This window comes from Paenibacillus sp. R-74696 (genome assembly GCF_055814915.1).
On sequence record NZ_JBPULM010000031.1, the window covers coordinates 1 to 20694 of the forward strand.

Annotated in this window: 18 protein-coding genes and 1 pseudogene; 18 read left to right on the plus strand and 1 reads right to left on the minus strand. The window is 50.1% G+C overall.

Translation table 11 applies throughout. The features are described from left to right. From ACSR9A_RS15145 to ACSR9A_RS15170, 6 genes and pseudogenes are all read left to right on the plus strand, one after another. Positions 1-2044, plus strand: a 2044-nt coding sequence (locus ACSR9A_RS15145) for an S-layer homology domain-containing protein (RefSeq protein WP_473758027.1), incomplete at its 5' end; no start/stop codon positions are given. Positions 2045-2400: 356 nt separating this feature from the next. Beyond that, the gene (locus tag ACSR9A_RS15150) at positions 2401-3069 is read left to right on the plus strand and encodes a DUF4085 family protein (RefSeq protein ID WP_473758029.1); all 669 of its coding nucleotides are present in this window, start codon (positions 2401-2403) and stop codon (positions 3067-3069) included. A 42-nt stretch (positions 3070-3111) separates the two neighbouring features. Next, positions 3112-3654 carry a histidine phosphatase family protein gene (locus ACSR9A_RS15155; protein ID WP_473758030.1) on the plus strand — a complete coding sequence of 181 codons (543 nt, stop codon included), beginning with the start codon at positions 3112-3114 and terminating at the stop codon, positions 3652-3654. 84 nt (positions 3655-3738) lie between these two features. Next, positions 3739-5352: a xylulokinase gene (locus tag ACSR9A_RS15160; protein WP_473758032.1), complete on the plus strand. Its 1614-nt coding sequence runs from the start codon at positions 3739-3741 to the stop codon at positions 5350-5352. 41 nt (positions 5353-5393) lie between these two features. Further along, positions 5394-6224, plus strand: a complete 831-nt coding sequence (locus ACSR9A_RS15165; RefSeq protein ID WP_473758034.1) for a helix-turn-helix transcriptional regulator — start codon at positions 5394-5396, stop codon at positions 6222-6224. Further along, positions 6184-6492, plus strand: a pseudogene (locus ACSR9A_RS15170) (YdeI/OmpD-associated family protein); the annotation flags it as partial. The gene ACSR9A_RS15165 and the pseudogene ACSR9A_RS15170, both read left to right, overlap by 41 nt. Before the next feature lie 112 nt (positions 6493-6604). Here ACSR9A_RS15170 and ACSR9A_RS15175 read toward each other — a convergent pair. Beyond that, positions 6605-8185: a choice-of-anchor I domain-containing protein gene (locus tag ACSR9A_RS15175; RefSeq protein WP_473758035.1), complete on the minus strand. Its 1581-nt coding sequence runs from the start codon at positions 8183-8185 to the stop codon at positions 6605-6607. Between the two features lie 189 nt (positions 8186-8374). Between ACSR9A_RS15175 and ACSR9A_RS15180 the strand changes: the two genes are divergently transcribed. The 12 genes from ACSR9A_RS15180 to thiO all read left to right on the plus strand — a co-directional run bounded on the left by ACSR9A_RS15180 (position 8375) and on the right by thiO (position 20565). Continuing rightward, the gene (locus tag ACSR9A_RS15180) at positions 8375-9019 is read left to right on the plus strand and encodes a hypothetical protein (protein WP_473758037.1); all 645 of its coding nucleotides are present in this window, start codon (positions 8375-8377) and stop codon (positions 9017-9019) included. A gap of 146 nt (positions 9020-9165) precedes the next feature. Beyond that, positions 9166-11046 (plus strand): molecular chaperone HtpG, encoded by a 1881-nt coding sequence (gene htpG / locus ACSR9A_RS15185; protein ID WP_473758038.1) that lies wholly within the window; start codon positions 9166-9168, stop codon positions 11044-11046. Between the two features lie 350 nt (positions 11047-11396). Next, positions 11397-12737: an acetylornithine deacetylase gene (locus ACSR9A_RS15190; RefSeq protein ID WP_473758039.1), complete on the plus strand. Its 1341-nt coding sequence runs from the start codon at positions 11397-11399 to the stop codon at positions 12735-12737. A gap of 550 nt (positions 12738-13287) precedes the next feature. Continuing rightward, complete coding sequence (tenA, locus tag ACSR9A_RS15195) at positions 13288-13959, plus strand: thiaminase II (RefSeq protein ID WP_473758041.1); 672 nt, start codon at positions 13288-13290, stop codon at positions 13957-13959. Beyond that, the gene (locus tag ACSR9A_RS15200; protein ID WP_473758042.1) at positions 13956-14852 is read left to right on the plus strand and encodes an ABC transporter ATP-binding protein; all 897 of its coding nucleotides are present in this window, start codon (positions 13956-13958) and stop codon (positions 14850-14852) included. The genes tenA and ACSR9A_RS15200 overlap by 4 nt, the downstream gene beginning before the upstream one ends. Beyond that, positions 14849-15616, plus strand: a complete 768-nt coding sequence (locus ACSR9A_RS15205) for an ABC transporter permease (RefSeq protein ID WP_473758044.1) — start codon at positions 14849-14851, stop codon at positions 15614-15616. The genes ACSR9A_RS15200 and ACSR9A_RS15205 overlap by 4 nt, the downstream gene beginning before the upstream one ends. A gap of 80 nt (positions 15617-15696) precedes the next feature. Continuing rightward, positions 15697-16749, plus strand: coding sequence for an ABC transporter substrate-binding protein (locus ACSR9A_RS15210; RefSeq protein WP_473758045.1), 1053 nt, complete (start codon positions 15697-15699; stop codon positions 16747-16749). Between the two features lie 20 nt (positions 16750-16769). Further along, complete coding sequence (locus ACSR9A_RS15215; protein ID WP_473758046.1) at positions 16770-17783, plus strand: ThiF family adenylyltransferase; 1014 nt, start codon at positions 16770-16772, stop codon at positions 17781-17783. Between the two features lie 28 nt (positions 17784-17811). Continuing rightward, the gene (thiE, locus tag ACSR9A_RS15220; RefSeq protein ID WP_341281231.1) at positions 17812-18441 is read left to right on the plus strand and encodes a thiamine phosphate synthase; all 630 of its coding nucleotides are present in this window, start codon (positions 17812-17814) and stop codon (positions 18439-18441) included. Next, on the plus strand, positions 18441-18638 hold the full coding sequence (gene thiS / locus ACSR9A_RS15225) for a sulfur carrier protein ThiS (protein WP_473758048.1): 198 nt from the start codon (positions 18441-18443) through the stop codon (positions 18636-18638). The genes thiE and thiS overlap by 1 nt, the downstream gene beginning before the upstream one ends. 5 nt (positions 18639-18643) lie before the next feature. Then, positions 18644-19423 carry a thiazole synthase gene (locus ACSR9A_RS15230; protein WP_473758049.1) on the plus strand — a complete coding sequence of 260 codons (780 nt, stop codon included), beginning with the start codon at positions 18644-18646 and terminating at the stop codon, positions 19421-19423. A 32-nt stretch (positions 19424-19455) separates the two neighbouring features. Further along, positions 19456-20565, plus strand: a complete 1110-nt coding sequence (gene thiO, locus ACSR9A_RS15235; protein WP_473758051.1) for a glycine oxidase ThiO — start codon at positions 19456-19458, stop codon at positions 20563-20565. Positions 20566-20694: the final 129 nt, after the last annotated feature.

The window sequence follows — 20694 nt, forward strand, 5'->3', positions numbered from 1 at the left end:
GTACGCAACGAGTGCCGATCAGGCCAGTAATGTAGGAAACTATGCAATTGAAGCAACACTGAATGACCCGAATAACAAGCTAGGAAATTACGAAGTAACGAAAACCGCAGGTAGTTTATCCATTACGAAAGCGTCACTTACAGTAACCGCAGACGATGCGACTCGTGAATATGGTACGAGCAATCCGGTTTTCACAGGAACGATAGTGGGCGGTTTGTCGTCAGATGGAATTACAGCTACGTACGCAACGAGTGCCGATCAGGCCAGTAATGTAGGAAACTATGCAATTGAAGCAACACTGAATGACCCGAATAACAAGCTAGGAAATTACGAAGTAACGAAAACCGCAGGTAGTCTATCCGTTACGAGAGCGCCGATTTCAGTAACGCCTCACTCCATATCACGTTGGGTAAACAATGCGAATCCCTTCCTGGACGGTATTGTAACAGGTGTGCTGAACAACGACGATATATCCGTGAAGTATGTGACGCTTGCAGAGCAAAGCAGCCCAGTTGGCAATTATACGATAGAGACTGAAATCATTGATCCTAATCAACGTTTAGGTAACTATGAAGTTACGAGCAATACTGCGAAGCTCAACGTGTATGATGTTCCGAAATTAACTTATGCTACTAACGATACCGCTTCATCAGTTATTGGACCTCTCAGTCTTCCAGCAACCGATGATGAAGGTAGAAGCATTCAATGGGTTTCCTCGAATAATCAATTTGTAGATGGTGCGACAGGTTATGTACAACGTCCGTCCTATACAGAGGGGAATAAGAGCATAACACTTAAAGCGACGATAACAGCTGATGGTGCTACTTATGAAGCCATTTATCCGCTAATCATTATTGCAAACAGTAACACTAGTTCTGGAAGTAACTCTAGTTCTGGGAGTAACACTAGTTCTGGAGTATCCAATTACATTGAGGTTATGTCAGCTAATGGAAAACAACGAGTTGAACTAAAACTTGATGATTTGAAAAAAGGATTTGTTACAATCAAATCAGATAGTGAAGTCGCAGAGTTTATGATTAGTAAAGCGACATTAACGCAGTTAATGGCCATTTCACCATCCATGAAACTGCAATTCATTACAGTAAAAGATGAAATTACCATACCCATTCAAGAGATGGCGAATGCAGGGGATAATCATGATCTAACCATTAAAATAGGCAGAGCAGATACGACAACAGAATTTGTTGAAGATAAGAAGAGTCTTGGCGAAAATGTTTGGGCAGGGCCAGTCGTGTTCAACGTTAATAGACTAGATGATCAAGGTAGAAGCTCTGAGATCTCAGCGTTCACAGCCTATGTTGAAAGAAAGATTGAGCTTAATGGCCAAGAGTCCGATTTTGCTACAGTCGTATTTTGGGATGAAGAGAAGCAAGCGTTCACCTTTGTTCCTGCACAATTCATAAATGAGAATGGTAAAGTCACAGCAATTGTGAAGAGTATGCGGAACGGCTACTTTTTCGTAATTGATCGTCGAGTTAGCTTTGTAGATTTGCAGAATCATTGGGCAAAGTCGGATATAGAGTTACTTGCAGCTAAGTTCATCGTTCAGGGGCGTAGCGAAATGAATTTTGATCCGAATGGTATGCTTACCCGAGCAGAAACGGCTGCATTACTTGTACGTGCAATAGGGATTCCGTTGAATAACACTGAATTTAGCTTTTCTGATGTGGGTGGGAAATGGTATGAAGCAGATGTTATCGCAGCTGAGCAGGTGGGAATAATCAAGGGATATAGTGACGGGACTTTCCGTCCGAACAACCATGTGACACGTGAGGAGTTGGCGGTTATGCTTACCCGAGCTATCGCTTATGCTAATCCTTCTTTGCAGACAGCTAATAGGGAGTTAGCTTTAGAAGATGTAGAATCCATTTCATCTTGGGCGGAGGATTCTATTTATCAAGCGCTTAGTTTAGGTATCATTAAAGGCGATCAGCAAGGTAATTTCAAGCCGCAAGCAGAAGCAACTCGGGCAGAAATGGTTACACTTCTCTCGCGTATGCTGAAACTATTAAATTTTATATAGGATTGGATTTTGGTTCGAACTGAATAATAGCTGTAATTTGTTCTAAAAGCCACGTTCCACCATGCGAATCCACAACCGAAATAATCTGCATCCCACTTGTTAGATGGTGTCTAGTAAAGGGAGGTGTTGTTTAAAAAAGGTTGTGGATTTTTTATTTTTTTGACTCCATCTAATGATCAACCAGACGATGTAAGGCGACCAGTTCTTCTCAAATAATGAGCTATTCCACTAGAAAGAAGGTTAGTATTTTCAAGGTGGGAAAGATAGCTGAATAACAAATCAGTTGGTCAAAGAGTAAGCGTGTGGAGTGAGCGGATCAAAATCACAACAAGCACAAGCATTCAAGGAGGAGATCCATGAAATTTTGCACAAAAGAATGGTATGAAGAAATGCAGATTGCCGGGATAATGTGCATATATGAGACAGAAGAGGAATGGGAGGAGTACCTCGCCTATTTTCGCTCAGAAGGCAAAGACCCTCTACAATCGCAGCGCGAACTGCTAGAAGAAAAGAAAAATCATCTATTAAAATACCTCCCAGAAGCCTTTCACCCCTACATACACGATGGTACGTTGAATACGATCTACCCGCCTCCTGAATTGAAGGAAATGGCGAAGCAGTGGAAGCAAGACTATGATAATCGCATGCGTAAAGTGGCCGAGACGTATAACGGCTATTATAAATCGATTCAAAACGAGCTTCCGCCCAATGCGATCAAGCTATTCGAAAATACCCTTCACGATGCCAAATTCACCTCCTATGATCGTCCTGATGAAGCAACGTTTATTCTATATTTGGACTGTCGCGGCTCTTATTCTTATTTTACGGATATTAAAATTACGTTTCACGGAGTCAAGCAGTTGGAGCTTCCGGATCTTCCTGAAAATACGTGGTGGTTGTACGATGAAATTTACACGATTGACGGTGGCTTTGAGCTCAGAGTGCTGCTGGATTCACTAGAAGCGTTCATTATTTCCGCTGTCGATGTAGAGATTGAAGTATTAGGCGAGCTGCAAAGCCAATAGCCAAGAGAGCCTATTTAATATCCCAAAAAGGATCGTGAGCGCATGAACACGATATATCTAGTCCGTCATTGCCAAGCAGAAGGCCAAGAGCCTGACGCTCCATTAACCGTAGCGGGGATAGAGCAAGCGCAGCAATTAGCTGTATTTTTGGCGAAAAAGCAGATAGAAGGAATCATTTCGAGCCCATATGAGCGGGCTTACCGCACGATTTCTCCATTAGCTGACGCCACTGGCCTGCCCATAAAGCGGGATGAGCGGTTAACCGAGCGCATTTTATCGGGTCAAAATCATCCCGACTGGCGCGAAATGCTTCGCCGAACCTATGAGGACATGGATTTATGCTACGAGGGTGGGGAATCCAGCCATACCGCTACCAGTCGGGCCGTTCAAGTCGTTAATGAGGCACTGAAAAGCGTCTGGAAAAATACCGTAATCGTCTCACATGGCAACCTCATTTCGCTGCTGCTTAAGCATCTGGATCAGGCAGTCGGATTTCATGAATGGGAAGCGCTGTCCAATCCCGACGTTTTCGAGCTATCCTTCACCGATGCGGCGTCCAGCTTCAATCGAATTTGGAGGCCATAGCAAGACAAGCTCAGGGCAGTTTCTGCTACTACCTTCCATCCTATATTCGGTTCAATTTTAAATTCAGAGAGGAGCAGCGCCATTATGGATCAAAATATGAAACAAGCGATAGTCAGGGGGGAAACCTCGCTTGGCATCGAATTTGGCTCTACACGAATCAAGGCTGTACTGGTTGATTGCCATTTTCAAACAATCGGTTCCAGCAGCTATGAGTGGGAAAATAAATTGATCGACGGTTATTGGACCTACGATCTCAATGAAATGATTAACGGGCTGCAAGAAACCTATCGCCAATTAAAGCAAGAGGTTGAGAATAATTATGGCGTAACCCTGCAAAAAATCGGATCAATCGGGTGTTCTGCCATGATGCAGGGCTATATTGCACTTGATCACGCAGGGGAGCTATTGGTTCCGTTTCGTACATGGCGCAATGCCACAACGGGTACAGCTGCATCGGAGCTAACCGAGAAATTCCAGTTTAAAATTCCACAACGCTGGAGCATCGCACATTTGTATCAAGCGATTTTGAACGAGGAAGATCATGTCACTAACCTAGCTTATATGACGACTTTGTCGGGTTACATACATTGGCTGTTGACTGGCAGCAAGGCTCTTGGTATCGGGGATGCCTCTGGTATGTTCCCAATCGATGAATCTGCAAAGCAATATAATGAAGCTATGGTGAAGCAGTTTGCCGATTTAATTGCCGATAAAGACTACCCGTGGAAGCTTAAAGATATTTTACCTAAAGTTCATACTGCAGGTGAACACGCTGGATATCTAAGTGGAGCTGGTGCAAGGCTATTAGATCCAACTGGCAGCCTGCAAGCAGGTATTCCGCTATGTCCTCCAGAAGGCGATGCCGGAACGGGAATGGTCGCTACGAATAGTGTCAAAAAGCGTACCGGCAACATTTCCGTAGGTACGTCGATTTTTGCCATGATTGTACTGGAGAAAGATTTATCCACGGTGTATCCTGAGATTGACATCGTGACTACACCTGATGGCAGTCCTGTCGGCATGGTTCTTGCCAACAACTGCTCCAGCGATATTAATGCATGGCTCGGCTTGTTCCGTGAATTTTATGAGGCAATGGGGCAGAAGCCCGATATGAACCAGTTATTCAGCGTCCTGTTGGGCAAAGCGCTGGAAGCAGACGCTGATGGCGGCGGCTTGCTGAGTTACGGCTACTATTCAGGCGAGAACATTACCGGGCTTGCAAAAGGCCGTCCACTGTTCGTTCGTTCTCCAGAAAGCCGCTTCAATCTGGCTAACTTTATGAGAGTACATCTGTTTAGCGCGTTTGCTGCCCTAAGGCTCGGGATGGATATTTTGACACAGAAGGAGCATATAGCGGTTGACCATATTTTGGCGCATGGCGGATTGTTCAAAACACCGCTAGTCGGTCAAAAGATGTGTGCCGCAGCACTAAATGTTCCTGTTTCGGTCATGTCTACGGCTGGTGAGGGCGGCGCATGGGGGATGGCCATTTTGGCATCCTATATGGTTAATAAGGAGCAGAATGAGGGCTTGGCTGATTACCTTACCACTAAAGTGTTCAAGGATGCAGAAGGACAAGAGGTTTATCCTGACAGCGCAGATGTGAATGGCTTTGCTTTGTTTATGGAGCGTTACATGGAAGGGCTGGCAATTGAGCAGGCAGCGGTAGATCATTTTGTGGAAAATGGAAAGAAATAAGAGGCGTGAAATACGAAATGGAATAACGGGCGGGGATATATATGAAATTGGAGCGTTTGATCTCTATGATCTACAAGCTGCTTAACCACGAGATTTTGTCTGCCTCCATGCTAGCTGAAGAGTTCAAAGTTTCTCAAAGAACGATTTATCGGGATATCGATGTCCTATGTGCTGCGGGCTTCCCGATCATATCGCAGCAGGGGAGTAAAGGCGGATATGGCATCATGGACGGGTACAAAATGGATAAAAGCTTGCTCCGTTCTTACGATGTCGCTTCCTTGATCACCGTGCTTAGAAGCTTCTCTACCGTGTTTAAAGATGAGCGTGTTCAGGGAACCATTGAACGGCTGCAAACGATCTCACCCGAGCATCAGACCCCGAGTCTATCCGTCGACTTTGAAACGCTCAGGATGGAGCCTGACGCCCTTCGTCATTTACGCATGGGCATTACGAAGCGAAAGATTGTCCGCTTTGATTATATCAATGTCAATAATGAACGTACGACCCGTGACATAGAACCGATGTGGCTGCATTTCAAATATAGCAATTGGTATGTGCATGGATTTTGCCGAACACGGCGGGACTATCGGGAGTTTCGACTATCGCGGATGATGAATTTGTTTTTGACACAGGAAGACTTTCAGCCGCATCACAGGGTGCCGAAAGAGGCTGCTTTCTTAGACAAGGAAGGCTCCGATCAGCTGAAGGATGTGGTGATTCGAGTAGGGCCGAAGGCTTTGGCGGAAGCGATGGATCAGTTTCACCAGGCTGATAAGCAATTTCATGACGATGGAAGCATGACGATGCGTATTCCAGTCTATAAACCATTAGAAGCATGTCCGCCGCCTCGAAAAGCTGGGGTTAATGAGTGACGAAGGAAGAAAGGTACTTCCTGCTATGGATGATGTTTCTTTTAAAATAGACAGGGTTATAGAACAAAGGCTGCAAGAGGAAAGACAGGTATATGAGAATTTTAGGGCATTTCCAGCGCTTTATAGAAGGGTTCGGATCGACACGATCCAAAGCAATAAAAATCAGCCGGAAATATTTATCAGGAGATTAAATAAATTTATAACAAATACGAAAGAAAATAAAATGTACGGCCAATGGCATGATAATGGACGCCTTCTAAATGATTAATCTCTCTTTTTTAAAAGCTAAAAATCCCCTGAGCACGCACACAGAAGCGCTCAAGGGATTTTCTCGTTTAAATCGGGCCATCCCGCTGTGCTAAGGTCAGCGGGAAGCCGCCTTATTTTTTCGCGTAAAAGCTTACGGTTCCCGTGCTCTCATCCGCGCTGACGAACAAGCTGCGTCCTTGTACGCGGTGAATGCCTTCCGGCGATTCTCCAGCTGTTGGTATCAAGCCGAGGTAGACGGGGCTGGCAGCATGAGCGACATCGAAAAATAAAATCGCATCCGAGCGTTCCGACGCTACTGCCGCAAGCGCTGTTCCGTCAACTGTTGCGACGGTCAGATTTTCCACCTCACTGCCTTTGTTCGGGCTGCGGTCATCGGGATACAAGCCGACCTTCGCTGTCGCCTCGTCAATCAGGTTCGCGCTGTCGTATACCCGCTTGCCCTCCAAATCCCATACGGCGATGTTGCGGCCACCGGCCTTCACGCCGTCTTTGAATTCATTTTTGCCCAAATCGCCTTCATTGGCGGTCAGCACATATTTGCCATCCGGCGAAAAAGCAATGCCATCCGGTTCATAACGAGCGGTCAAATCCTCCGTAAATCGCACATTCCCATCGTCCTCCAGATCGGCTTTATGCTGCGTCGTGCCGAGCGAGAAAATTTGAATGAGCTTCTTCGTCTTTAAATCGACAAGCGCGATGGCGTTGTTTTCCTGCATCGTTACGGCTGCTGTTGCGCTGTCCGGGCTGATTGCCACGTATTCTGGCTGTGGATCATGCGGATAAATGGCTCCCTCTACACCGTCCAACGGAGTAGCGATGTTCACAACCTCGCCCTTCAGCGGATCACCGCCTGCAAAAGAAACAATCATAATGCTGCCAGGACGCTTCGCGTTCGCATAATCGATTTCATCCGCGGCTTTATCCAACTCCTCATCCTCAATCGCGATCACAGCATTCAGCCCGTCTGGCGAAAGCGCGATGGAGTCGGGACCGATGCCAAGCTCATACGTTTTTACCGTTTCATAGGTAGCTAAATCGACTACGGCGAGCAGCCCTTTGCTCGCTTTGTTCACATCATCGCCCGTGCGGATGACCGCAAGCCCGTAGCGACCGTCCTTGGATACGGTGACGCTGGTCACTTCCGCCTCTGGGGAAAGGTCGTGGAAGCTGACGGTTTTCAGCACGCTGACTTTGTTGATGTCTGCGATGTCGAGCACGGAAATGCTGCCGTTGTCGGCTTCGGTAACGAGCAGGCGTTTGCCGTCTGGCGTGGAAGCGGCGATTTCGGCTTTTTCGCTTGGCATTTGGAAGGAGGCGGCAAGCTCAAAGCCGCTTTTATTTTGCTGCTGGACGAGCTGCGCTTTCAGGCTGTCCAGCGCTTTTTTGGAAACATAGGTTGTGCTTTTCGTCAAAAGGGAAGGGCTTCCAATCTCGGCTGCAGCACCGTTAATCGTAGCGGACGAAGAGCCGATCGGGAACGATGCTTTTAAACCGCTTACCGTAATTTCAGCGCTGCGGCTGGCGGCGTTCCAAGTTACTTCGCCTTGCATATTTTCGATAGCCTGGCGCAGCTTCACATAATCGCCAGCAGGCGCATCAGCAGCGAGAGCGGCAGGAGCAAAAGCGCCTGTACCGGCAGCGAGCATCGTTGCGACTGACATCATTTGAACAAGTTGCTTGACCGTTTTCATAAGCCTGCAAATCCCCTTTATCCTTTTTTAAGATCGTATGAAGAATCGTTCTAAGTATATAAATAGATTGTTAAAGGCAGATCAAGGGACAGAGCTAGTTTTGTAAAAACGACGAAAGATCAGCTTCCAAATAAGGGGAGAAACGATATAATAGAATGACTTAGAGGGCGAAGGGACGCTGGCAGCAGGATGGGAAAAGCGTTATCGAATAAGCACAAGATAAGAGGCTGGAAGCGCAGAGTCAGGCGAATAGATAAGTGGAAGCAGCGCTATATGCAGCTGGATATGGAGTATCTCTCCCATCATCAACGGGATTATGTGAAGCTTTGGATCGACCCATTCTATAGGCTCGTTCGCCGTAATCCGCCTGTCTGGTTTTCACGGCTGCTGCTGGCCGCGCTGATTGATATTTATGAAGCGTGGCATCAGCAATTGAAGCAGCGAAACGAAGCATTTTATTTGAAAATATGGCTGTTTGAGCCGGATTTCATCTCCTCGCAGGTGGTGGCGGCGATTGGCGAGCAGCTTCATTTTTATAATCATACGTTTGAGCAAAATACGATGATGCAGGCTAAAGCAGACGAGCGTCTCGCTAAGCTTCCGCTGCTGCACAAAATCAAAGGCGTAGAGCGTTTTGTCTGGCAGCTCCATATAGATGCGGAGTTTCATTATGAATCCGAGCTAGCGGATGATCTGGCATCAGGATTCCGAACAGAGCGGGAAGTTAAACGGATCAAGAGCAGAGCTAATGATGTGGAGAAGCAGCAATGGGGCGGACAAGCAGACACTGTATACAAGCTGCAAGCTGGTGACGTATGGGTGGGAGGAAAATGAACGAGGCGAATGTCAACCATAAGTTGACATTACAAATTCATATATGGTATATAAAAATTAGGATTAGCACTCAGGCGTGAAGAGTGCTAAACTAGACGTAGCCTTACGCAGCCTAATAATGATGATTATTGAAGGGAGATTTATTCGTGGCCAAGAAACAGTTTAAAGCGGAATCGAAGAGATTGCTGGAAATGATGATTAACTCCATCTATACGCAGAAGGAAATCTTTTTACGCGAGCTGATCTCCAATGCTAGTGACGCAATTGATAAAATCTACTACAAAGCATTATCCGATGATCAATTGGTATTCAATCAGGCGGATTACTATATTAAAGTAACGGCGGATCAAGAAGCGCGCACGCTGACGATTGCCGATACAGGTATCGGAATGACCAAGGAGGACCTGGAGAACAATCTCGGCATTATTGCCAAGAGCGGCTCGCTGGCCTTCAAGAACGAGAATGAAGCGAAGGACGGCCATAACATCATCGGCCAGTTCGGCGTTGGTTTTTATGCGGCGTTTATGGTGGCGGACGTTGTAACGGTAACAAGCCGTGCCCTCGGCAGCGAGGAAGCGTTCAAATGGAAATCCGAAGGCGCAGATGGCTACACGATTGTGCCGGCTACGAAGGATACTGTCGGAACCGAAATCGTGCTGAAAATCAAAGACAATGCGGAAGAAGTCAGCTACGACGAGTTTTTGGAGCAATATCGCCTGCGTGCGATCATTAAGAAATATTCCGATTTCATTCGCTACCCGATCAAGATGGATGTAGCCGGACAACGTCCGAAAGAGGACACCGAAGGCGAATTCGAAGAGTATTCCGAAGAGCAGACGATCAACAGCATGGTGCCGATCTGGCGCAAAAATAAAAACGAGTTGACGCAGGAAGACTACGACAACTTCTATATGGAGAAGCGCTATGGCTTCGACAAGCCGCTTAAGCATATCCATATCAGTGCGGATGGCGCGGTTGTGTACAACGCTATTCTGTACATTCCAGAGCATACGCCATTCGATTATTACACGAAGGAATTTGAAAAAGGCCTTGAGCTGTATTCTAATGGCGTGCTCATTATGGACAAGTGCTCCGACCTGCTGCCGGATTATTTTGGCTTCGTGAAAGGGATGGTTGATTCCGAGGATCTGTCGCTGAACATTTCCCGCGAGCTGCTCCAGCATGACCGCCAGCTGAGCCTCATTGCCAAAAACATCAAAAACAAAATTAAAAGCCAGCTGATCAGCCTGCTCAAAGACGAGCGCGACAGCTATGAGAAATTCTACAAAGCTTTCGGCAGACAGCTAAAATTTGGCGTTTACAACGATTACGGCGCAAACAAGGATACGCTGCAGGACTTGCTGCTGTTCAGCTCCTCCAAGGAGAAAACGCTCGTATCGCTCGATGAATACGTAGAGCGCATGCCGGAAGATCAGAAGTACATCTATTATGCTTCGGGCGCATCTATCGACCGCATTGAGAAGCTGCCGCAAACGGAAATGGTATTGGACAAAGGGTATGAAATCTTGTACTTCACGGACGATATCGACGAATTTGCGATTAAAGTGATTTTGAAATACAAGGATAAAGAGTTTAAATCCGTGTCCAGCGGCGATCTTGGCATTGAAGCGGACCCGAGCGAGGAGCCGACAGAGGCGGAAGCGACTGACAACAAGGAGCTGTTCGAGAAGATGCAGGGCATCCTCGCGGGCAAAGTATCCGGTGTTCGCGCCTCGAAGCGCTTGAAATCGCATCCGGTATGCTTGTCCTCCGAAGGAGAAGTGTCGATCGAGATGGAGAAAATTCTCCAAGCGATGCCGGACAGCCAAAATGTGAAAGCGGACAAGGTGCTCGAAATCAACGTCAACCACGAGATATTGCAGTCGCTTAAAACCGCATTTGCCAGCGATGAAGAGAAGCTCGGCCTGTACACGAACCTGCTGTACAACCAAGCGCTGCTCATTGAAGGTTTGCCAATTCAGGATCCGGTTGAATTTACGAACGCAATGTGCAAAATCATGGTGTAACAGCCACAAGCATGCTTAAGAGGGCTTTCCCTAGAGCAGCGTCAAGCTGCTTTAGAGAAAGCCCTCTTTTTGATAGAACCGTTGCCTAATCTCAAGTATTCCGTTATAGTTAAACTAATTTCATACGAAATGCGGGTGCTGGATAAAGTCTGGCTGAGATAGGGAACTTGTTTTCCTGACCGTTAATCTGATCCAGGTAATGCTGGCGTAGAGAACATAACGAAACCTAGCCATTCGTGTATTCTCGAATGGTTTTTTGTATTTCTCCGCTTAAAAAAGTGGTTTTGTCTAGGGCGAGATTTTGGATGAGCTGCGAGCATTGCTTTCCTTCAGGAAAGGGGAGAAAGTAAATGACAGAAGCGTGGATTGAGGCATTGCAGCAGCAGGTGGATGAGCGGCAGGATGAGCTGTTTGCGCTGCTAGCCGAGCTAGTGGCCTATCCGACCGTCAGCCCTCCAGCACGCAATACGCTGGAAGCGCAGCAGTTTTTGGAGAAGCAGCTGCAAGCGAGCGGTTTTGCAACGGAGCTGTGGGAGGTTTACCCGGGTGATCCGAACGTGACGGCGGTAAAACGGGGCACCGATAGCAAGCACTATCGCAGCCTGCTGCTCAATGGGCATATGGATGTCGCCGAGGTGGGCGACAGCGGGGGCTGGAAGCATGATCCGTTCAAGCTGGTGCTGGAGGATGGACGCGCCTATGGACGTGGAACCGCCGATATGAAAGGCGGGCTTGCGGCATTGCTTTTTGCAAACAAGCTGCTGACCGAAGCCGGTGTGGAGCTGAAAGGGGATTTGCTGTTCCAAGCCGTTATTGGCGAGGAAGCGGGCGAGGCCGGCACTCGCGCTTGTATGGAGCGCGGCTGTGAAGCGGATTTTGCCATCGTCGCTGATACGAGCGGGCTGGCGATTCAAGGACAGGGCGGGGTTATAACCGGCTGGGTCACTTTGCAAAGCCCAGAGACGTTCCATGATGGCATGCGTTCGCGCATGATTCATGCCGGGGGCGGCGTTCAAGGAGCCAGCACAATTGAAAAAATGGCCAAGCTGATCGCCGGGCTTCAAGATTTGGAGCGCCACTGGGCAGTGAGCAAATCTTATGAAGGTTTTCCTCCCGGCTCGAATACGATAAACCCTGCGGTCATTGAGGGCGGGCGTCATGCCGCTTTTATCGCAGACCGCTGCTCGCTTTGGATCACGGTTCATTTTTACCCGAATGAAGATTATGAAGCGATTGCTTTGGAGATTGAAGAGCATTTGCTTGGCGTGGCGCAGGGCGATCCTTGGATGCGCAAGCATCCGCCAACCTTCCGCTGGGGAGGGCGCTCGATGATTGAGGAGCGAGGCGAGATTTTCCCTTCGCAGGAGCTTCAGCCCGAGTGGTCGGGGCTGAAGGCGCTGGAGCAAAGCCATCAGCAAGTGCTTGGCGTGCTGCCTGCGGTTGGCATGAGCCCAAGCGTAACCGATGCGGGCTGGATCGGCAGGGAAGGCATCCCGACGGTCATTTATGGTCCAGGGCAGCTGGAGCATGCCCATGCGGTGGACGAGAGCGTCGACATCAACGAGCTGATTTATTATACAAAAGTTATACTGGGCTTCATCGCCGACTGGTGCAACCGTCCGAAAGAGGAAGCAGAGGGCGGCGAGCAGGGCTCAGGCATTAGCGATTTACGAGTAACGAGTAGTGAATAGTGAGTAGTGAGTAGTGAGTAACGAGTAGCGAGTGGTTGTCGAGCGGACAGAGAAGCCGTTAATTTGCGAAAATCAACGATTTTGCCTTGTTCGCGGACTCAGATGCAGTTATTGGCAGCAAAAAGCCTATAAAGTCCCCATTAATCACGGAATAGCGGATTTCCTGTCCGCGAACACGATTAAAGTGGCCAAATCGCTGAAATAGCGGCTCTCCTGTCCGCTGGCACGACTAAATCGTCGATCAAATCGACTAAATCGTCGACTAAATCGTCGGCCAAATCGACCAAATCATCCAAATCAACCAATCGCGGATATAGAGGAACGTCAATCCTCGAACATAAGTCGGATTAATGAGAGTAATGTTAAAGTAGCGTTAAAGCAGCAGCTTTTATTAAACATAGAAGTATTTGAATAAACGAGCTGAGCATATAAGAGAGAGCGAATCACTCTCTGTTAAATAAAAAGCCAGATGAAAAAGGGCTTCGCTGCGTGAAAGGTTTGAGCTGGAGAGGCGCAGCAGCCCTTTTCCATCCGGCGCCAGGAGGATACGATGAGCAAATTTAGCGATAGATTATATCAAGCAAGCCGCGAAGTATGGCAGAAAAGCCATGAGCATCCTTTTCTCGTGGAAATGCGCGAAGGAACGCTGGATCCGCAGCGCTTCATCTATTATCTCAAGCAGGACTACGTCTATTTAATCGACTATGCGAAGCTGTTCGCCTACGGCAGTATAAAAGCTGGCGATATGGCAACAATGGTCAAATTCGCCGGGCTGTATCATTCCACGCTGCATGTGGAAATGGAGCTGCACCGCCAGTATGCCGACCGTTTTGGCGTTACGCGCGAGCAGCTTGAAGGCATGCAGCCGGCGCCAAGCAATATCGCCTATACAAAATATATGCTCGACGTCGCGGCGAATGGCTCGCTCGCAGAGGTTGTAGCAGCGCTGCTGCCGTGCATGTGGAGCTATCGCGAAATCGGCGTAACTTTCGCCGAATATCCGGGTGCGCTGGATCATCCGCTGTATAAGGAATGGATTCTTATGTACAGCTCGGAGGAGTTCGGCGAGCTGACCAACTGGTGCATTGGCCTGATGGACCAACTAGCAGAAGGGCTTCCGGAGCGGGAGCTTGCGAAGCTGGAGGAGCATTTTGTCATAACATCGAAGATGGAATATTTATTTTGGGATATGGCATATCGCATGGAGGAGTGGCCAGTGTGAGCATAAATAAAGGTCTGCCGGGAGAGCAGGGGCTTGAACGGGCGGCGGGGGCAAGCAAGTCAGCAGCAGAAGCAGCGGCAACGACCACTTCTGCACATAGCGAAAACAACGAGCCAGCAGGCCTTAGCGTCAGCGGACTGACGTATGCTTTTCCCGGCGGGCCGCCGCTGATTGAAGGGCTTGACCTGCATATTAGGCAGGGTGAGTTCGTCAGCGTGCTTGCGGCGAGCGGCATGGGTAAGACGACGCTGTTTCGGCTGCTGGCCGGACTGCTGGAGCCGCAAGCCGGCACAATTACGATCGGCGGCGTAAATCGCCAGCAGCAGGCGGCGAAGCTTGGCTATATGCCGCAGAAGGATTGCCTGATGCCGTGGCGGACGGTGCTGGATAATGCCGCGCTCGGTATGGAGCTAGCAGGAACGCCGAAGAAGGAAGCGCGCCAGCGGGTGCGGGAGCTGCTGCCGGATTTCGGCCTCGCCGGAACCGAGGCGAAGTACCCGCATGAGCTGTCGGGCGGCATGCGCCAGCGGGTATCGTTTCTTCGTTCGCTGCTGGGTGGCGGCGAGCTCTTTTTGCTCGATGAGCCGTTTAGCGCCCTTGATGCAATGACGAGGGTCAGCATGCAGGAGTGGCTGCTGGAAATATGGGAGCAGCATCGCAAAACGATTGTTTTTATTACCCATGACATAGATGAAGCGCTGCTTCTATCGGACCGGGTGCTGGTTGCTGCAAAGGCGCCGGTTGCCGAATTGGTGGAATATCCGGTGGGACTTGCGCGTCCGCGCACCTACGAGACGATGCTGAGCGAGCCTTTTGTGGCGTTAAAACGCCAGCTGCTGGGGCATTTCGGGCATGCGCATACAGCGGCCAGCCTAGAAGGGGGAAGCCGATGAAGCGTTTTTTCAATAAGCATATGCCTGTCGTGCTGTTCATCCTTCTGCTCGCTGTATTGTGGGAAGTGGGAACGCGAATATTCCAAATTCCCCATTATATTATCCCTAGGCTGTCTGATGTGCTCGTCTCCATGGCGGAGAACAGCGGGCTGCTGGCGCGGCATTTCGTCATCACGTTAGGCGAGGCGCTGCTTGGGCTGGCGATTTCAATCGTGCTTGGCACGTTGTCGGCGATCTGGATCGACAGCTCATCGCTGGCGCGCAAGACGCTGTACCCGCTCGTTGTCGCCTCGCAGACGATTCCGATTATTGCGCTGTCGCCGATTATGGTCATGTGGTTTGGCTATGAAATCGGCAGCAAAATCGCCGTTGTCATGCTGTTCACCTTTTTCCCCATTGCGATGAATACGGCGGACGGCTTCCGCTCGGCGGACCCGGATATCGGGGAGCTGCTGCGGACGATGGGAGCAAGCAAGCGCGAGCTGTTCCTCAAGTGGAAAATCCCTTCGGCGCTGCCGGAGTTTTTCACGGGGCTGAAAATGGCAGCGGCGATCAGCGTCGGCGGCGCTACGCTTGGCGAATGGCTGGGCGGCGAAGCGGGCCTGGGCATGTACACAAAGCGGGCGGCGAATATGCTGCGCGGCGAAAGTGTTTTTTCCGGGGTGCTGCTGCTGTCAGCGATGGGCATTATGTTATTTTTAGCCGTATTGGCAATTGAGCGAATCTGCTTATCCTATCGGAGAGAATCGAAGGTAGGCCAGTAAGGGGGCACCAAGGCGGAGTGCCGCTCAAGCTTTATCGCATTTTATATACTATAATAGAACAAGAAAGAGGTAAGTTGTCTATGCGTAAGGTGAATGAAGGAAATCATCATTATACGAAAAATAAAGCTTCCAAATGGAAACGCAGCTCATGGATCGCAGCATGTCTGGCTTTGACGCTAGTCATTATGGCGGGCTGCTCCTCGGATAACAAAAACACAGCAAATGGCACCGAAGGCGCGCAGGAACTGACGGTGCTGCTCGACTGGTATCCGAATGCGGTACATACTTTCTTGTATGCAGCGGAGGAGCAGGGCTACTTCAAGGAAGCAGGCCTCAATGTAAAGCTGCAGGTGCCGGCGGATACGAATGATGCGCTCAAGCTGGTTGCAACCGGCAAAGCGGATCTGGCGATCAGCTATCAAATGCAGGTAGCCGTTGCCCGCGCAGAGGAAATTCCGATTGTATCGGTTGCTTCGCTTGTGCGCCACCCGTTGAATCAGCTGTTCGTGCTGGAATCGTCGGGCGTGAAGACGCCAAAGGATTTGGTCGGCAAAAAAATCGGCTATCCGTCGATTCCGCTGGATGAAGCGTACGTGAACACAATGGTGAAAACCGATGGCGGCGATCCATCAGGGCTGAACTACGTCGATGTGGGCTGGGACCTGATTCCGGCCATGACAACGAAGAAGGTCGATGCCATTATCGGAGGTTATGTGAACCACGAGAAGCTGCTGCTGGAGAAGGAAGGCGAGAAGCTGATTGCGCTTAACCCTGCCGACTATGGCGTACCGGATTATTACGAGCTTGTGATGACAGCAAGCGAGGATGGCGTTGCCAGCAAAAGCGAAGTATTCAAGAAGTTTATCGATGCGGCGGCCAAAGGTCAGGAATATACGGCGAGCCATCCGGATGAGGCTTTGCAGGTGCTGCTCGACAAGCAAAATGCAGATTACCCGCTTGATGCCGAGATCGAGAAGCAAAGCTTGCAGGTACTGCTGCCGCTCATGGATGCCGGCTCCGAAGCTTTCGGAAGCCAATCGGTGGAGTCGTGGAGCAATGTCATTTCATGGTTGCAGGAGCATGGCCAGCTCACGAAAGAAATCAAGGCTGAGGATGCATTCCGCAACCTATAATAGTGGAGGGAATACGGCGTATGGACGAACGCTATTCAAGACAGATGTTGTTTACGCCAATTGGTGAAACAGGGCAGCGCAAGCTAAGCGAGAGCGCAGTGCTTATTATAGGAATGGGAGCGCTCGGCACCGTTCTGGCCAATCATATGGTCAGAGCGGGGGTCGGGCTCGTCCGTTTCGTTGATCGTGATTATGTGGAGCGAAGCAATCTCCAGCGGCAGATGCTTTACGACGAAGAGGATGTCGAGCATGGCTATCCGAAGGCAGTCGCCGCCGAGAGGAAGCTGCGCAAAATCAATTCCGATATCAAGATCGAAGCGATCGTTGCTGACGTCACCGTTCAAAATATCGACGCGCTGCTGATGGATATCGACCTCGTGCTCGATGGGACGGATAATTTTCAGACGCGTTTTCTGCTTAATGATGCTTGCTTCCGCAGCGGTATTCCGTTTACCTATGGTGGGGCGGTCAGCTCGCGGGGCATGAGCGCTATTCTTGTGCCGGGCGCTACGCCGTGTCTGCGCTGCTTTATTCAATCAGCCGATGCGGGCGGACAGACCTGTGATATGATCGGCGTTATTTCGCCAGTCGTGGATATTGTCGCTTCCTACCAAGCGGTAGAGGCGCTTAAATATTTGGTTGGAGCTGCGGATAAAAGAAGAAACAGCCTGATGACCTTTGACTTATGGCAAAATCATTCGTTCGAGATGAAGCTGGGCGAGCCTGCGAAGCAATGCCCTTGCTGCCAGCTGAAGCAGTATCCGGCTTTGCAGGTGGCAGAGCAGGACGCGGCAGTCTCGCTATGCGGACGCAGCACCGTGCAAATCTCTGGCGGCGCTCCGCTTAATCTGGAGCAGTGGCGTCAAAGGCTAGAACCGATTGCTGTGGAGCTTACGCATAACGCTTATTTGCTGAAAGCCGAGCTGCCGGAAGGTGAGCGGCTCGTGCTGTTCCCCGATGGGCGTGTGCTTGTGCAGGGGACGGAAGATATGGTCCGTGCCAAAACCTTATATGCCCGTTATATCGGAAACTAACAGCCAACAGCGAAGGGATTGTGTGAATATGAAGGATTTTCGTTTATATGCGATTACAGGCGAGGAATTTCATCCGGGCCGCGATTTGATCGAGGTGATGGAGGAAGCGATTTACGGCGGCGTTGATATTATTCAGCTGCGCGACAAGTCGGGCGACAAGCCAGCCATTTTGGAAAAAGCACGGGCGCTCCGCGAGCTGACCCGGAAGCATGGCGTAACCTTTATCGTCAATGACTACATTGATATTGCGCTGGAAGTGGATGCGGACGGCATTCATTTGGGCCAGGGCGATGTGCCGCTCGTGGAAGCACGCAAGCTTGTGGGCGATAAAATCATCGGCATTTCCACGCACGCCATTGAAGAGGCGCTGCTTGCCGAGGAGCAAGGTGCCGACTACATCGGCGTCGGTCCAGTATTTCCAACCAAGACGAAGGTCGACGTTGTTGATCCGGTAACGGTTGAATACGTGCGCGAGGTAGCGGATAAGGTGAAAATTCCATTTGTCGCAATCGGCGGCATTAAGCTGCGCAATGTGGATGAAGTGATTGCAGCTGGCGCGACGCGCATTTGTGCGGTTAGCGAAATTGTTGGCAGCAGCGATATTTCCGGCACCTGCCGCTCTTTTCTAGACAAGCTCGATAAATGGGGAGAGTCGTAATGGAACTAGTCATTAACGGTGTGAAGCAGGAGCTGGCAGCGAAGACGATTGAAGAGGTCATTGCCCATTTTGGCCTCGCGGGCAAGCCGGTTGTCGTTGAAGCTGACGGAGCAGTGCTGACCCAGGAGCAATGGGGAGCAACCGAGGTTCGCGAAGGCATGAAAATCGAGCTTGTACATTTTGTAGGAGGAGGCTAAAGCGAATGAAACCGGATGTATGGCATATTGGCAACCATGAACTAACGTCCCGATTTTTTATCGGCACCGGGCTTTTCCCAAGCCCTTATGTACAGAGGGAGGCGATTGAGGCGTCAGGCGCCGAGGTGCTGACGTTCGCTATTCGCCGCATTAACTTGGAGGCGACCGAGGACGATTCGATTCTTCAGCATTTGCAAGGAAAGTCGTATCAATATTTGCCGAATACTTCAGGGGCAAGCACGGCGGAGGAAGCGGTGCGGATCGCGCGTCTTGCACGCGCTTCGGGACTCAGCGACTGGATCAAGGTCGAGATTAGCGCCAATGAGCGCACGCTGCTGCCTGATCCGATTGAAACGCTGAAGGCGACGGAAATTCTCGTAAAAGAGGGCTTTATCGTCCTTCCGTACACGTCGGATGATCCGGTTATTTGCAAGCGGCTGGAGGAAGCGGGCGCTGCGGCTGTAATGCCGGGAGCGGCTCCAATTGGCACGGGCCTTGGCATTTTGAACCCTTATAATTTGGGCCTTATTGTAGAGGAAGCGAAGGTTCCAATTATTGTCGATGCGGGGCTTGGCTCAGTCAGCGATGTGACCCAGGCGATGGAGCTTGGCGTGGCGGGCGTGCTGATGAATACACCAGTTGCGAAGGCGAAAGATCCGGCAGGCATGGCGCGGGCGATGAGGCTCGGCATCGAAGCTGGCCGTCTGGCTTATTTGTCCGGCCGTATTTCGAAGAAGCGTTATGCTTCGGCAAGCAGCGGTTACGAGGAGTTTAAGCTGAAATAACAGCATCATTCAACAGGAAAGCTGGTTAGGACATGGGAGAACGAATTGTAATCATGGGCGGCGGCATTATTGGCTTATCCTGTGCGTTCGAGCTGCGCAGCCGCGGCCACCAGGTGATGGTGCTGGAAATTGGCAGCTGCGGGGGACAAGCTTCCGGAGCGGCTGCGGGGATGCTGGCTCCTTTTTCGGAAAATGTAGAGGGACCGGATGATTTTTTTCGCTTATGTGCGCAGAGCTTGCGGCTTTATCCTTCGTTTACAGATCGCGTGAAGCAGGTTTCCGACCTGCCTTTCGAATATACCGAATCTGGAAGCATGTATATCGCTTACCATGATGCGGATATTTTGGCGCTTGAAGGCAGGCTGCGCTGGCAGCGGGAGTATGGTTCATCGGGCAGCCTGCTTGATGGGGGCGACGTGTTTCGGATGGAGCCGAAGCTGTCAGGCAAGGTGCGGGCAGCGCTGTATACGCCGGAGGAAAGCCATCTGTATGCGCCGCATTATGTTAAAGCGCTGGAGGATGCCTGCCGCTTGATGGATGTTCACATTCATGAGCATTTGGAGCAGGTTGCGATTAAGGACTGGCAGAGCTCGGTCATGCTGGAATCGGCAGACGGGCGTGTTTTTGAAGGGGACCGGCTCGTTGTATGCTCGGGAGCTTGGGCGCAGCAGCTGGAAGCTGCATTTGGCCTTCGCATTCCGGTCTATCCGATTCGCGGACAAATTTGCGCCTATATGGCGGAGGAAAAGCCCGTTCATCATATGGTGTTTTGCAATCAAGGCTATCTCGTAGCGAAGGAAAATAATACGCTCGTATGCGGCGCTTCTGAGGATGTAGCTGGATTCGAGACGACCGTTACGGAGAAGGGCATTGAACGTCTGCGAAAATGGAACAAGCAAGCTTTCCCGTTTCTCGAAACGTGGACGCCGTTCCACACCTGGGCGGGCCTTCGCCCATCCACGCAGGATGGTTTTCCGCTGCTTGGTGCGCTCGCACAATCGGGCCGCGTCGTGATGGCGGTAGGGCATTACCGCAATGGGATTTTGCTCAGTCCGGTTACAGCACAGCTCGTGGCTGATAGCGTAGAAGGCAAGAAGCTGCCTGACTTCATGCGGGCATTCGCTCCTGAGCGTTTCAGCTAGGCAGAGATAAGCAGAGATAGGTACAGCGAGCTGGAGCTGGAAGTGGAAATCTGCGAAACCGAGAATCGGTGGACAAGCGTTTGATCTAAAATATAAGGATTTATAAGTTTCCTACTTATCATTAGGCTT